Below are 13,692 nucleotides of genomic sequence, written 5' to 3' on the forward strand. Positions count from 1 at the left end.
GAGACCGGAGACCCGACGTGCAGCCCTATATCCTTGTGATGGAAGACGAGAACGCGCTGGCGACCCTGCTTCAGTACAACCTTGAAAAGGAAGGCTACGACGTCACCGTCGCCGCCGAGGGCGAGGAGGGGATGCTCCAGATCGACGAGCGCCAGCCCGATCTCGTTCTGCTGGACTGGATGCTGCCCAAGCTGTCGGGCATCGAGGTCTGCCGTCGCATCCGGGGCAAGGCCGAGACGCGCAACCTGCCCATCATCATGCTGACGGCTCGCGGCGAGGAAAGCGATAGGGTGCGGGGGCTGGATACCGGCGCCGACGACTATCTGACCAAGCCCTTCTCGATGGTCGAGCTGATCGCCCGCATCCGCGCCGTCTTGCGCCGCATCCGTCCGGGTCTTGCCGACGACCGCCTGAACCACGGCGACATCATCATCGACCGCGTCTCCCATCGGGTGAAGCGGTCTGGGCAGGAAGTCCATCTGGGGCCGACCGAGTTCCGCCTGCTGGATCACTTCATGCAGCATCCGGGCCGGGTCTTCAGCCGCGAGCAGCTGCTGGACGCCGTGTGGGGGTCGGACGTCTATGTCGAGGCGCGCACAGTGGACGTCCACGTGGGCCGTCTGCGCAAGGCCCTGGCCATCGGCGACGACAGCGCCAATCCGATCCGCACGGTCCGCTCAGCCGGCTATTCGCTGGATCTGGAAGGCTGATCAGCCCTCAGCGCCGGACGCGCCAGGTGCCGGGCTCGATCACCGGCCCCGGATGGGCTTGAACCGATCGATTTGACGCCGTCTGGACGGGGAGGGGAATGGGCGTCGCCGCCTCAAGGCGTCGCTCGATTTCAGGCTCTACCGCACGGGCGATCCGGGGCGCCGCGTCTTCGGCCATGAGGAAGTGATGCGGACCCAGGGGAAGCAGAGGCGTGACCCCGTCTTCGCTCTCCAGTCCGTCGGGCAGGCAGGCGGACCGGTCCAATCCATAGAGGTGGCTGGCCAGGTCGAATACGCCGCGTTCCACCAGGGTGCGGATCCCCAGCTGCATCGGCTCCAACTGGCTGGCGCCCCCCGATATGTCGAAGACGTTGCCGTCCAGAAAGTCGAAGACGCCGGCCTTGATCTCTCGGCCGATCAACTGCTTCTGATAGGAGGCGACGGCCGCGACCTGTTGGCTGACGGAATCCACCAGGCGCAGGTCGATGGCGATATTCATCACAAAGGCGCTGTTGCGGAAACTGCCCTTGGCGCCCTGGCTGTCCACCTCGCCCCCGGCGGCGTCGACGCCCGAAGATCGGATGTTGTAGTTCAGCTCGGTGACGCCGCCGACGATATAGTAGCGCGAACCCGCGATCTGACCGGCCAGGACCGGTCGGGGGGCAAGAGCCGTCGCATCGGCCGGAACGACGGTCGAGACCACCTCGGGGTCCGGTTCCGACGGCGTCCGGGGCGCGATCGTCGCGGCAGGCGTCGTTTCGCCGATCAGGGCCCCGGACAGAGCCCCCGTCTGGGCGTAGGCCAGCTCGATGTCGGACACGGAGCGGTCATAGCGTTCGACCACCGGCAGTCCGGCTCGGCCCAAGGCGGTCATGGCGAAAAGCGCGGCGCCCTGGCTGACTTTTCGTCCAGTGTCCCAGTCGTTCTTGCCGGTCAGGTCCGAAATGGCCCCCACGGCCAAGGTCGGCCCGCGCAGGCTCTGGGCGCGCGCCACCCGTCCAAGGCACTCTAGCGATTGAGTGTAGGGCGTCGGGTTCGGTGTCGCCGGCGCGCCCCCCAGGGTGCGGGCGTAAAGCCCGGTCGCCGGATCGTAATGGGCGCCGACACAGCCGGACATTCCAACGGCCGCGACGCACAGGGCGGCGGTCATTTGTATCGACAGGCGCTGCATGGCGCCTTGAATGCCCCAAATCCGTGAAGATTCAGGAAAGCGTCAGGAGCCGGGCAGGGCGGCGTAGGTCGGCAGCGTCGGACCGGACGGATTGGCGGCCGGGTTCAGACAGTCGGCGGTCGCGTTCCCGCCCTGAAGATTGGCGATCAGCTGAAATACGCCCCGCTCGACGAGCGTGCGCACCGCCGCTTGCAAAGGCTCCATGGCGCCGCGTCCGCCGTTCAGATTGGCGCCGTAGTCTCCGACCGTCCCGACCACCCCCAGGCTGGCGTCGCGCCCAGTCACCTGTTTCTGGAAAGAGGCCATGTCGATCACCTGCTGTGTGCGGGTGTCCACCAGGCGCAAATCGACGGCGACGTTCATCACATAGCCGGTCGTGGACGCCGTGCCCCGCACCCCGGCTGCGGCCGCCTCTCCGACCGTGGCCTTCAGACCGGAGGAGGCGATATTGTAGTTCAGCTCGGTGACGCCGCCGACGATGTAGTACTGCGACCCGGCGATCTGGCCCGCATAGATGGGGCGGAAGTTCTGTGGATCGGAGCCCGCCCGTTCGGGGGTGTCCGACAACAGATGTTGGCGGGCGTAGTTCAGCTCGATCTCCGCGACGGAATTGTCCAGCCGTTCGACAACGGGAACGCCCGCCTTACCCAGGGCGGTGATGGCGAACAGGGCCGCGCCCTGCGGGATTTTGGCGCCAGTGTCGAAATCCACGCGCCCCGTCAGGTCGGAAATCCGGCCGACCGAGATGCGCGGGGCCGGGCGCCCCGCCGCACGTTCCGCCAGGCAGGTCAAGGCAGGTGTATAAGGAGTCGGATTGGAGGTGACAGGGGCGTCGCCGATCGGCGGGACATAGTTCTGGCGCGTCTCAGCCGACGCCAGGCCGGGCGTCAGTCCCAGACCAGCGGCGATAACGAGCGCGGCGGCGCGAAGGGCGATCGGCGACATGTGTCGTTCCTGAACAGTCTTAGGTCTCTCGACGGTTGAAACGCACCGTTCGGGCCAGCGGGAAATTCGCCCGGAAAACGAAAACGCCCGTCGGCGAACCGACGGGCGTCCAGCCTTCCCTGATCGAAGACCTATTGTCCGGTCGTGTTGCGTCCGGTCACTGTGGTGGTCGCATTGATCGGGGCGTTGTTGATCTGTGTCGAATCCAGCACCACCGTGTTCCAGGAACCGTTGACGTTGACGTTGATCTGATTGCCGATCGCCGTCGAACTGGCGGTCAGGGCCCCCGCCGTGAAGCTGTCTGCGCCGGAGCGGAAGAAGTCCGCCCCGGAGGTCTGGCCGTTGGCGTTGACGTTGATCTGGCTTCCGCCCTGACCGTCCTGGATCACCCCGTTCATGATGACGCGGTTGTTGTTCGCATCACGGGTGGACGGATTGAAGGCGGTGGACAGGGTGCGGCGGGCCCCACCGTATCCGGCCTCCATCTGGGCGACGCTGGACTGGGCCTGAACCGCGCTTGCAGCGGCGAGAAGGCTCAGAACGAAGAGCGCAAGCAGCCGGTGTCTCATTTAAGTCTCCTCGCCTGATCTGTGGCGGGACGCGACCGCGGCCGCGTCCCGCCGTAGGATCAGAAGCCCTTGACGGTCAGGCTGTTGCCGATCGACGTGGCGGCGGCGTCGATCTTGCCGGAGACGGCGCCGACCGACAGGTTCGTCACGGCGTTCAGAGGCGCGGCGTGGGCGAACTGGTTGGAGGACAGGTTGGCCACGTCGGCGGTCACATTGGCGATGTTGCCGCCGGCGATGGCGCTGACGGTCAGATCGCCGCCGACCGAACCCAGCTCGGCGTTGACCACGGCCGACGGATCGCGGTTCAGGATTTGCTGGTTCAGATCGATGCGGCCCGCCTGCGCCACGTCCACCGACGTGTTGTTGGCGATGGCGCTGGAGTTCAGGGTGACGTCCGAGGCCGCGTCGCCGATCTTGGCGTTCAGCGTAGCGTAGGCCTCGCCTTGGAAGACTTGGTTCGAAGACAGGGATTCGACCGACCGGCCCTCGGCCTTGAAGTTGTTGCCGATGGAGGTGGCGGCGGCGGTGACGGTGTCGGCGGCGTGACCGATTGTGGTGTTGACCGTGGCGTTCAAGATCGAGTTCGTGCCGTCGATGCGCTGGGTGTTGGCGATCGACTTGCTCCAGACTGCGTCATAGCAGGGGTCGGTGGGGCGGCAGGTGTTGCTGGTGGTGGTCGTGGTGGCGGTCTGGGCGAAGGCGACAGGCGCGACGCTCAGAGCGGCCAGTGCGGCGGCGGCGGCGATGGCGGTTTTCATGGCGATGTCTCGAATTCGGTCAGAGGGACGGTCCTCCGTCCCCCAGGTCGCAAACACCATGCCTGAATGCCCGATCAGATCTGGGCCGCCACCACCTCGTCCGGTTCCAAGGCGTAGACCGTGGCGCAATATTCGCAGGTGACGTGGATACGCCCGTCGTCCTCGATCATTTCGGCCCGTTCGGCCGGGTCGAAGGAGGCCAGGACCGAGGCGATGCGGTCCTTGGAACACCGACAGACGGCCGTCAGCGGTCGCGCACCCTCCAGCCGGACCCCGTCCTCGTGGAACAGGCGGAACAGCAGGGTTTCGGGCGTGATGGTGGGGTCGATCAGTTCGTCGTCGGCCAGGGTGCCGAACAGGGCGCGGGTGCGGTCCCAGACTTCCTCGGTCGAGCCGCGCGTCTCGTCGCCGGCGATGATCTGGATCATCGCCCCGCCGGCGCGCCACTGGACCCCGGCGCCGGTCTGGACCGAGCCGACGGCTAGGCGCACCTTGGTCGGCACCTGTTCTGACTGCTGGAAATAGTGTTCGGCGCACAGAGACAGGCTCTCGCCCTCGATCGGGGTGATGCCTTGCGTTCGTTCGAAATCAGGACCGCGGTCCAGGGTCATGATGAAAACGCCCTGACCCAGCAGGGTCCGGGCGCCCGGCCGCGCGAAGCCCTGAGAGGCCGCCGCCACCTCGTCCTCGTCATAGCGGCAATAGCCCCGCAGAGAGCCGTCCGTGCCATAGTCGGCGACGACATAGCGCACCGGCCCGTCGCCCTGGGCCTGGACCAGGAGCCGGCCTTCGAACTTCAGGCTGGAGCCGATCAGGGCCGCCAGGGCGCAGGCTTCGCCCAGCAGGGCGGCGACCGGCTCAGGATAGGCGTGGGCGGCCAGTATGGTGTCGATCGCCGCGCCCAGCCGAACCAGGCGACCGCGCACGGGCCAGCCCTCGATCTGGAAGGCGGCGGCCAGGTCGTCGGAAACAGCGGATTGGGGCGCGTGATCGGTCACGGCAAGGTCCTTGGAAGGCGTCATTTCGGGATCGGGGCTATTTAGGCGCCCGAGACCGGCTTGGTAAGAGGCGCCCCCAACATCCCGCCGGCCGCGCCTCAAGGGCTTGCGCCTGCGCCCAAGCCAGGCATCTTTCTATCTGACCCGGTCGGGTGGGGCGGAACCGTTTTTGGCGCGGTTCGCTCCTTCGCTGATGCGGAACCGCCGTTCCGCCTATCGGCCGAACGACGGCGGGCGCCGTGACCCGACCGCGAACGGTCTGGATGAAGAGGTTCACTATCCTATGGTTCGTAACTTCAACGCCTTGGACGAAGTCCGCAAACATCCGGGCGTCAGCGCCGGGACCCTGGCCGCCCTTCTGGTCGGCGCCGGTCTGGCCATCTATCTGTCGCAGCGCAGCGGCCCGACCCGCTATGAGCGGATCAAGATGCGGATGAATCCCCGCGCCTGGGTCGATACGGCCGATCTCCGCGACCGGTTGCATGACGCCGTGGACGCTTTCCGCCACCGGGCCGAAGACGCCGGGGAATGGGCCGGCGAGCGCGCCGGCGAATGGTCGCGCGAAGCGCGTCACCGGGCCGCCGACGGCGCCCGTTACGCCCGCGCCCGCGCCGACGGCTGGTTCCACGCAACTCGCAAGGGCTCCAAGAAGGCGCTGAAGAAACAGGGCAAGAAGGCGCGTCACTACGCCGATGAAGCCGGCGCCTACGCCCGGGATCATGCACGGGAGGGCGGGGCCTTGCTCGCCGTCGCGACCCTTGCGGCTGCGATCGGCGCCGTCGTTCTGGAAAGCCGCCGGCCGGACAGCCGCGTGCGCCGTATCGCCCGGTTCTGAGATTTCTTGCCGCCCGCGGCTTGGAATATCGCGGCGGGCGGCAAGGATTAAGCGCAACTGATCGCCTTCTTCAGCACGCCTCGGCTTTGCCGCAGGCGCGAAGGCGGCTAAGACGCGGCCCATGACTGCGCGCCCCACCCTGATCTTCGACTTTGATTCGACCCTGGTCGATTTCGAGACCCTGGAAGCCTTGGCCGACATTGCCTTGGCGGACTCGCCCCAGGCTGAGGCGACGCGGGCCGAAATCGCCGCCCTGACCGATCAGGCCATGGCGGGCGACCTGGCCTTTGGGGAGGCGCTGCGTCGGCGTCTGGCCCTGCTGCCCCTGACCCGCGACCATGTGCAGTCCCTGGCGGAGCGCGCGCCCGACCGGCTGACCGCCTCGGTGCGGCGCAATCTGAACTTCTTCCAGCAGCACAAGGGCAGGGTGGTCATTCTGTCCGGCGGCTTCCGCGAGGTGATCGCGCCGGTGGCCGAACTGCTGGGCGTTTCGCCCGACCGGGTGCTGTGCAACGACCTGATCTATGGCGCGGACGGGCGGGTCACGGGCGTCGACGACGCCAATCCCCTGTCCCACGCCGACGGCAAGCCGGCCGTGATCCACGCCCTGAATCTGTCGGGTCGCGTGGTCATGGTCGGCGACGGCTGGAACGACGCCGAGGTCAAGCTGGCCGGCGCGGCGGACGCCTTCTACGCCTTCACCGAGGTCGCGCGTCGTCCGTCGGTGATCGAGGTCGCCGACGCCGAAGCCGCTTCTCTGGACGAGGTGCTGCACGCCGAGGGCCTGTCCGGCCGCTGGTCCTTTCCGCGCAGCCGGATGAAGATGCTGCTGCTGGAGAACATCCACCCCGTCGCCGTCGAGCGGCTGGAGGAGGCGGGCTATTCCGTCGAGACCATGAAGGGCGCCCTGGACGAGGACGATCTGATCGCCGCCATCAAGGGCGTGCACGTGTTGGGCATCCGCTCCAAGACCACGGTCAGCCGCCGGGTGCTGGAGGAGGCCGATCGGCTGATGGCCGTCGCCGCCTTCTGCATCGGCACCAACCAGATCGATCTGGAGGCCGCCGCCGATCACGGGGTGGCGGTGTTCAACGCCCCCTATTCGAACACCCGCTCGGTCGTTGAATTGGCCGTCGGCCTGATGATCGTCCTGATGCGCGACGTGCCCGACAAGTCTGCGGCCATGCACGTCGGAAAATGGAACAAGTCGGCGACCGGATCGAAAGAGCTGCGCGGCAAGACCCTGGGCATCGTCGGTTACGGCGCCATCGGCAGCCAGCTGTCGGTGCTGGCCGAGAACCTGGGCATGCGGGTGCTGTTCTACGACCTGTCGGAACGGCTCGCCCTGGGCAACGCCCGGCGCATGCGGTCGCTGGACGCCCTATTGGCCGAGAGCGACGTGGTGACCCTGCACGTTGACGGGCGGCGTGAGAATTCCAACATCTTCGGCGCGGCCCAGTTCGCCCGGATGAAGGAGGGCGCGCTGTTCCTGAACCTGTCGCGCGGCCATGTGGTCGATGTCGGCGCCCTGGCCCAGGCCATGGGGTCCGGCCGGATCGCCGGGGCCGCGGTCGATGTCTTCCCGGAAGAACCGCGCACCAATTCCGACCCATTCGAAAGCCCGCTTCAGGGGCTGAAGAACATGATCCTGACGCCGCACATCGGCGGTTCGACCGAGGAGGCCCAGGAAGCCATCGCCGAGTTCGCGGCCGAGCGTCTGCTGGGCTATCTGAACCGGGGCGACACCACCTTCAGCGTCAATCTGCCGAACGTGCAACTGGCCGAGGTCTCCGGCGCGCACCGCATCCTGCACATCCACAGGAACCAGCCGGGCGTCCTGGCCGAGCTGAACCGGGCCCTGGCGGCGGCGGGGCTCAACATCCTGGGGCAGCATCTGAAGACGGACGAGCGCACCGGCTATGTCATCACCGACGTGGACCGCGACTATGATCCCGAGGCGCTGCGGACGCTGAAGACGGTGCCCGGCACGCTGAAGTTCCGCACCCTGCATTAGGCGTCTCCGACATATTCTGCCGGATGCTGACGTAACGGCATCTTGCGCTCTTCGCAGAGTGGCGCATCCTCCGGCTTAACGGCCGCGACACAGACGGCTGTGGGAGGAACATATGTCACGCTATCTCAACGGCGCCGCCGCCGCGGCCCTGGCGCTCGTCGCCTGCGCCTTCGCCGGTTCGGCCTCGGCCCAGACCTATAATCGCCTGGTCGTCTTCGGCGACAGCCTCAGCGACAACGGCAATCTCTATCTGGCCTCGGGCGGCACGCAGCCGCCGTCGCCGCCCTATTATCAAGGCCGGTTCTCCACCGGCCCGGTCTTTACGGAGTTGCTGGGCTTCAACGCCGTCAACTTCAACGGGTCGGTCAGCGGCAGCATCAACTACGCCTTCGGCGGCGCCCGTACCGATTCGTCGGCCGGCCCGCCGCCAGGCATGCTGACCCAGTTGGCCGCCTACACCAGCCGCGGCGGAACCTTCGGGGCCAATGACCTGGTCAGCGTCCTGGGCGGCGCCAATGACATCTTCCAGGGTCTGCCTGCCGCCGGCGCCTCCTCCAGCCCGGTCGCCGCCATCACCCCGGTCGCGACCGGCGCGGCGGCCAACGTCAACAGCCTGGTCAACAGCGTGGCCGGAGCAGGCGCGGGGACCATACTGGTCACCAACCTGCCCAAACTCAGCCTGACGCCCCAGTTCCGAGGCACGACAGCGGCGCCCTTGGCGGATTATGCGGTGACCACCTTCAACACCGCCCTGCAAACGGGCCTGACCGCAACGGCGGCCGCCCGTCCAGGCAGCAACATCATCATGATGGACCTGTTCAAGATCGGCGACACCTTGGCGGCCAATCCCGGCCAATTCGGTGTGACCAACGTCACCCAGGCCTGTTTCAACGGGGTGACGGTCTGTTCGAACCCCGCCAGCTACTTCTACTTCGACGGGGTGCATCCGACCGCGACGGGGCACCAGATCATCGCCCGGCTGGCGACCGACTACCTCTATTACGGCGACATCGGCGCCCAGGCGGCCTTGCAGGGGGAGACCGCCTTCCGGCACCGTGAAGACGCGCTGGACGCCGCCAGCGAGGCCCTGTCCGGGCGCGAGGCCTGGGAGGCGGGCGTGGCGATCACCGCCTCGGCCATGGTCGACAGCGTCGAGACGGATGCGCGCGGCTCGGTCACCGATTCTTCCAGCGACGGCTGGGGTGCTCGCATCGCCCTGGAAGCCGGTCCGTCGGAACATTGGCGTTTTGGCATGGCCGGGACGGCCCGCACCAGCGACGTCGAAAGCCAGGCCTTGACCTTCAGCGTCGAAAGTTTCGGCCTGGACCTGTACGGCGGCTGGCGCTCGGGCGACCTGTTCGTCAATGCGGCGGTCGGGGTGGCGCGCGACAATATCGACGACATCGAACGCACCACCAGCCTGGCGCCGATCGTCCATACAGCCGAGACGCGCGCTCTCAGCACCGGCGCGCGTTTGCAGGGCGGGATGTGGTTCGAGATGGGGGGGCTGGCCCTGTCGCCTCGCGCCGCCGTCACCTGGGCGACCAGCGACGTCGACGGCTATTGGGAGCAGGGCGTCGCCGCCCAGTACCAGTACGAAGACCGCGAGATGAAGGCGATCAGCGGCGAGGTCGCTTTGCGGGCCGAGGCGGAGATGGGCCGTTTCGCCCTGTTCGCCGAGGGCGGCTATCGCGACGCCCTGGACGACAGTTCGGATCCGGTCCGCGTCGGCCTGTACAATAATCCGGCCCAGGTGCTGGAGCGTGAGGTGGAGGAACCCTTCGGCGGCCAGTTCCTGGCCTCGGCGGGGGTCGAGGGCTCGGTCGGCCCTGTGAAGGTGTCGGTGGCCTATCGTGGTCGCTACGGCGAACACGCCGACAGCCATATGGGCGGCGTCCAGCTGCGCCTGCCCCTGTAGGACGGAAGGCGGGGAAGGGGCCTCAGCGCCCCTTCTTGCGCACCCACATGGCGGCGTCGGCCTCGGTCAGCCAGACCTCGGCGTCCGTATGGCCGTCCCAGGCGCGGACCCCGAAAGAGCCCCCCAGGGGGGTGCGTTCGCCGTTCCAGACGAAGCCTTCGGTCTCCAGAGCCTCGGCCAGCTGTCGCGCCTTGGCCCGCCCGTCTTCCTGGCCGGCGTTCAGCATCAAGAGGGCGAATTCGTCACCGCCCAGGCGGCCCACGGCGTCGGATTCCCGCAGATGGCCGATCATCATCCGCGCAACGGCCACCAGCGCCGCATCCCCGGCGGCGTGACCCAGGCGGTCGTTCACCCCCTTGAACCCATCCATATCCAGATAAAGCAGAACTGCCGGCACCTCATGCCGCTGGCAATAGGCCATGGCCCTTTGTAGGGCGGCGACGAAGCCGCGACGGTTCAGGGCCGGGGTCAGGACGTCGTGATCGGCCGCCGCCTCGGCCGCCGCCGCGCGCTGTTTCCAGGCGTCCAGCTCGGCGCGCAAGCGCGCGATCTCGGCGGTCAGGTCGTGTTCGGCCACGTCGGTCACGGCGCAGGCAGGCTCCGGCGGCGCGACTCAGACGGACGCGCGATAGGTCGATGTTAGAGGCTGGACGGCAGAGATTGAAGGCGGCGGGGCGCGGATTCCGGCGATGAACCGGCGCTGTTCGGTTGCGGCGGCGCCCCGTGTGCTGTAACGGGCGCCTTTCCGCGAGGGGCCTTGAACTATGGCGACTTCCGCAACGCCGGTGGCGATCATCATGGGCAGCCGTTCGGACTGGCCGACGATGAAGCTGGCCGCCGACAAGCTGGATCAGCTGGGCGTCGCCTGGACGGCCAAGGTCGTCAGCGCCCACCGCACCCCGCAGCGACTGGTCGAGTTCTCCACCGGCGCCAAGGTGGCGGGCTTCAAGGTCATTATCGCCGGAGCCGGGGGCGCCGCCCATCTGCCGGGCATGGCCGCCTCGATGACGGACCTGCCGGTGCTGGGCGTCCCGGTTCAGTCCAAGGCCCTGAAGGGCATGGATAGTCTGCTGTCGATCGTGCAGATGCCGGCCGGCGTCCCGGTCGCCACATTGGCCATCGGCGAGGCGGGCGCCGCCAACGCCGGCATCCTCGCTGCCCAGATCCTGGCCCTGTCGGATGAAGCCCTGGCCCAGCGCCTCGCCGCCTTCCGGGCCGCCCTGACCGATTCCGTCGCCGAAACCGTCGAGGACTGAGTGCCCCAGCTTCCGCTTCCCCCAGGCTCCACCCTCGGCATCCTCGGCGGAGGACAGCTGGGTCGGATGCTGAGCCAGGCCGCCTCGCGCCTGGGCTTCGACGTCGTGATCCTGGATCCGGAACCGAACAGCCCTGCGGGCCGCGTGTCCCATAGCCAGATCGTCGCCGCCTATGACGATCCCGAGGCCCTGACGGCGCTCGGCCGCGCCGCCGACGTCGTGACCTTCGAGTTCGAGAATGTGCCGGCCGCCTCCATCGAGCGGCTGGCCGAGGCCGGCGCCCTGGTCGCGCCGGGGCCGACGGCGCTTCGCGTGTCGCAGGACCGGGTGGACGAAAAGACCTTCCTGAACGCCGTCGGCGCCCCGACGGTGGATTTCGCCGTGGTCGATACGCTGGACGACCTGGTCGTCGGCCTGACGGAGCTGGGCCTGCCCGCCCTGCTGAAGACCCGCCGCGAAGGCTATGACGGCAAGGGCCAGGTCTGGATTCACGCGATCGAGGACGCGCCCGCCGCATTGGAAAGCCTGGGCGGCCGTCCGGCGATCCTGGAGGCCAGGGCGACCTTCGTGCGCGAACTGTCGGTCATCGCCGCGCGCGACTGGGACGGTCATATGGCGGTCTATCCCTTGGGCGAGAACCGGCACGAGGGCGGGGTGCTGCGCACGACCCTGGCCCCCGCCGCCGTCGACGAAAAGACCCAGGTGCGCGCCCGCGCCATCGCCGAGGCGATCCTGGACGGCCTGGACTATGTCGGCGTGATCGGGGTCGAGCTGTTCGACCTCGGAGACGACGTTCTGCTGGTCAATGAGATCGCCCCGCGCGTCCACAATACCGGCCACTGGACTCAGGACGGCTGCGTCTGTGACCAGTTCGAACAGCATATCCGCGCGGTGGCCGGCTGGCCCCTCGGCCCCACGGCGGCCCATGCCCGGATCGAGATGAAGAATCTGCTGGGCGACGAGGTCGATCAATGGCGCGCCCTGTCCGCCAAGGCCGACGAACGGCTGCACCTCTACGGCAAGGCCGAGGCTCGACCGGGCCGCAAGATGGCCCATGTGAACCGGGTGTTGGGGACGGTCTGACCTCCTCACTTTCGTCATCCTCCGGCGAGCGTAGCGAGAGCGGGGGACCCAGCGGCGCGCGAGAGCGCGAACCTTTTCCCGGACACGAGCGCCAAAAAGCAGCCTGCGGCTAACACATCGCCTTCGGCGCCGCTGGGTCCCCCGGTCTGCGCCGCGAAGAGGCGTGACGTGATCCCCTGAAACTCCGCCAGGAATAGCTAGAGTCCGCCCAACGAAGGACGGACAGAATGAAGCGATCAAGGTTCACAGAAGAGCAGATCATCGGGATCCTGCGGGAGCAGGAGGCCGGTGTGGCGACGGCGGAGGTGTGCCGGCGGCACGGGGTCAGCTCTGCGACCTTTTACAAGTGGAAGGCCAAGTTCGGCGGGCTCGACGTGTCGGAGGCTCGGCGGCTGAAGGCGCTCGAGGATGAGAATGCCCGGCTGAAGCGGATGCTGGCGGACGCGATGCTGGACAACGTGGCGCTGAAGGACCTGCTGGGAAAAAAGTGGTGACGCCCGCCGGTTGGCGCGAGGCGGCTGGTCATCTGCAGGCTGCCTACGAGATGAGCGAACGGCGGGCGTGCCGTGTCCTGGGCGTCGATCGGACGAGCGTGCGCTATCAGGCGACGCGCCCGGACGACGGCGCCCTGCGCGACCGGCTGAAGGCCCTCGCCCAGGAGCGTCGCCGGTTCGGCTATCGCCGCCTGCACGTCCTGCTGCGACGCGAAGGCCATGCGGTCAACAGGAAGAGGGTTCAGCGGATCTATCGCGAGGAGCGACTGACGGTGCGCCGGCGCGGCGGTCGGAAGCGAGCGATGGGCATGCGGCGACCACTGGACCTGCCGCTGGTGGCCAACCAGCGCTGGTCGCTGGACTTCGTCGCCGACCAGATGACGGACGGGCGGCGCTTCCGCATCCTGACGGTGATCGATAACTGCACCCGCGAATGCCTGGCGCTGGTGGCCGACACCTCGCTGTCGGGCGCGCGGGTCGTGCGGGAGTTGGACGCCGTCATTCGGCAGCGGGGCCGGCCCGACACCATCGTCAGCGACAACGGGACGGAATACACCTCGAACGCGGTCCTGGCCTGGGCCGACGACACCGGCGTCGGCTGGCATTACATCGCGCCCGGCAAGCCCCAGCAGAACGGCTTCAACGAGAGCTTCAACGGACGCCTGCGTGACGAGCTGCTGAACGAGACGCTGTTCCGATCCCTGCCGCACGCCCGCGCGGTGCTGGAAGCCTGGCGGCGCGACTACAACGAGCGGCGTCCGCACTCGAAGCTCGGGTGGCTGACGCCGCAGGCTTATGCAGAAGCGCTCAGTGGACAGATCGGCCGGTCCGCTGCGCTGGTTGGGGGCTGCGCTGACCGGCCTCTTGCAAACCCCGACAACCCCAGCTCAGATCAACCCAGGACTCTCGTTATGGCTGGATGAGAAACGGGGGTCACGTCA

Annotated in this window: 13 protein-coding genes; 7 read left to right on the forward strand and 6 right to left on the reverse strand. The window is 67.8% G+C overall.

All coding sequences use genetic code 11. The features are described from left to right. The first annotated feature begins 17 nt into the window (after positions 1-17). Positions 18-710, forward strand: a complete 693-nt coding sequence (gene phoB, locus JL11_RS09165; protein ID WP_054765403.1) for a phosphate regulon transcriptional regulator PhoB — start codon at positions 18-20, stop codon at positions 708-710. 7 nt (positions 711-717) lie between these two features. Here the strand turns inward: phoB and JL11_RS09170 are convergent, their stop codons facing one another. The 5 genes from JL11_RS09170 to JL11_RS09190 all read right to left on the reverse strand — a co-directional run bounded on the left by JL11_RS09170 (position 718) and on the right by JL11_RS09190 (position 5,151). Next, positions 718-1,881: a CsgG/HfaB family protein gene (locus JL11_RS09170; RefSeq protein ID WP_156314185.1), complete on the reverse strand. Its 1,164-nt coding sequence runs from the start codon at positions 1,879-1,881 to the stop codon at positions 718-720. 42 nt (positions 1,882-1,923) lie between these two features. Further along, positions 1,924-2,826, reverse strand: a complete 903-nt coding sequence (gene hfaB / locus JL11_RS09175) for a holdfast anchoring protein HfaB (RefSeq protein WP_054765405.1) — start codon at positions 2,824-2,826, stop codon at positions 1,924-1,926. Between the two features lie 131 nt (positions 2,827-2,957). Continuing rightward, positions 2,958-3,395, reverse strand: a complete 438-nt coding sequence (hfaA, locus tag JL11_RS09180) for a holdfast anchoring protein HfaA (protein ID WP_054765406.1) — start codon at positions 3,393-3,395, stop codon at positions 2,958-2,960. A 59-nt stretch (positions 3,396-3,454) separates the two neighbouring features. Beyond that, positions 3,455-4,153 (reverse strand): hypothetical protein, encoded by a 699-nt coding sequence (locus JL11_RS09185; protein WP_054765407.1) that lies wholly within the window; start codon positions 4,151-4,153, stop codon positions 3,455-3,457. A gap of 74 nt (positions 4,154-4,227) precedes the next feature. Then, positions 4,228-5,151 carry an Hsp33 family molecular chaperone gene (locus JL11_RS09190; RefSeq protein WP_054766903.1) on the reverse strand — a complete coding sequence of 308 codons (924 nt, stop codon included), beginning with the start codon at positions 5,149-5,151 and terminating at the stop codon, positions 4,228-4,230. A gap of 283 nt (positions 5,152-5,434) precedes the next feature. Here JL11_RS09190 and JL11_RS09195 point away from each other — a divergent pair, with 283 nt between their 5' ends. The 3 genes from JL11_RS09195 (at position 5,435) to JL11_RS09205 (ending at position 9,918) form a co-directional block, all read left to right on the forward strand. Continuing rightward, entirely contained in the window at positions 5,435-5,986 is a 552-nt protein-coding gene (locus tag JL11_RS09195) for a YtxH domain-containing protein (RefSeq protein ID WP_054766904.1), read from the forward strand. Positions 5,987-6,107: 121 nt separating this feature from the next. Next, entirely contained in the window at positions 6,108-8,000 is a 1,893-nt protein-coding gene (serA, locus tag JL11_RS18240; protein ID WP_054765408.1) for a phosphoglycerate dehydrogenase, read from the forward strand. 112 nt (positions 8,001-8,112) lie between these two features. Next, positions 8,113-9,918 carry an autotransporter domain-containing esterase gene (locus JL11_RS09205; RefSeq protein WP_054765409.1) on the forward strand — a complete coding sequence of 602 codons (1,806 nt, stop codon included), beginning with the start codon at positions 8,113-8,115 and terminating at the stop codon, positions 9,916-9,918. 22 nt (positions 9,919-9,940) lie between these two features. On the opposite strand, the gene JL11_RS09210 is transcribed toward JL11_RS09205, so the two are convergent. Next, complete coding sequence (locus JL11_RS09210) at positions 9,941-10,504, reverse strand: GGDEF domain-containing protein (RefSeq protein WP_054765410.1); 564 nt, start codon at positions 10,502-10,504, stop codon at positions 9,941-9,943. 178 nt (positions 10,505-10,682) lie between these two features. Between JL11_RS09210 and purE the strand changes: the two genes are divergently transcribed. From purE to JL11_RS09230, 3 genes are all read left to right on the forward strand, one after another. Further along, positions 10,683-11,174 (forward strand): 5-(carboxyamino)imidazole ribonucleotide mutase, encoded by a 492-nt coding sequence (gene purE, locus JL11_RS09215; protein ID WP_054765411.1) that lies wholly within the window; start codon positions 10,683-10,685, stop codon positions 11,172-11,174. Continuing rightward, the gene (locus tag JL11_RS09220) at positions 11,175-12,257 is read left to right on the forward strand and encodes a 5-(carboxyamino)imidazole ribonucleotide synthase (RefSeq protein ID WP_054765412.1); all 1,083 of its coding nucleotides are present in this window, start codon (positions 11,175-11,177) and stop codon (positions 12,255-12,257) included. 227 nt (positions 12,258-12,484) lie between these two features. Beyond that, positions 12,485-13,674, forward strand: a protein-coding gene (locus JL11_RS09230) for an IS3 family transposase (RefSeq protein WP_156314186.1) whose coding sequence is annotated in 2 segments (ribosomal slippage) — positions 12,485-12,737 and positions 12,737-13,674 — 1,191 coding nt in all. Because the reading frame shifts where the segments join, the coding sequence is not laid out codon by codon here. Positions 13,675-13,692 lie beyond the last annotated feature (18 nt).

It is taken from the genome of Brevundimonas sp. DS20, assembly GCF_001310255.1.
Taxonomy (GTDB): domain Bacteria; phylum Pseudomonadota; class Alphaproteobacteria; order Caulobacterales; family Caulobacteraceae; genus Brevundimonas; species Brevundimonas aurantiaca.

Coding starts and splice junctions, on each gene's coding strand:
- hfaA (WP_054765406.1), bottom strand. CDS start 3,395: ATGAGACACCGGCTGCTTGCGCTCTTCGTTCTGAGCCTTCTCGCCGCT.
- serA (WP_054765408.1), top strand. CDS start 6,108: ATGACTGCGCGCCCCACCCTGATCTTCGACTTTGATTCGACCCTGGTC.
- JL11_RS09195 (WP_054766904.1), top strand. CDS start 5,435: ATGGTTCGTAACTTCAACGCCTTGGACGAAGTCCGCAAACATCCGGGC.
- JL11_RS09205 (WP_054765409.1), top strand. CDS start 8,113: ATGTCACGCTATCTCAACGGCGCCGCCGCCGCGGCCCTGGCGCTCGTC.
- JL11_RS09170 (WP_156314185.1), bottom strand. CDS start 1,881: ATGCAGCGCCTGTCGATACAAATGACCGCCGCCCTGTGCGTCGCGGCC.
- JL11_RS09185 (WP_054765407.1), bottom strand. CDS start 4,153: ATGAAAACCGCCATCGCCGCCGCCGCCGCACTGGCCGCTCTGAGCGTC.
- purE (WP_054765411.1), top strand. CDS start 10,683: ATGGCGACTTCCGCAACGCCGGTGGCGATCATCATGGGCAGCCGTTCG.
- hfaB (WP_054765405.1), bottom strand. CDS start 2,826: ATGTCGCCGATCGCCCTTCGCGCCGCCGCGCTCGTTATCGCCGCTGGT.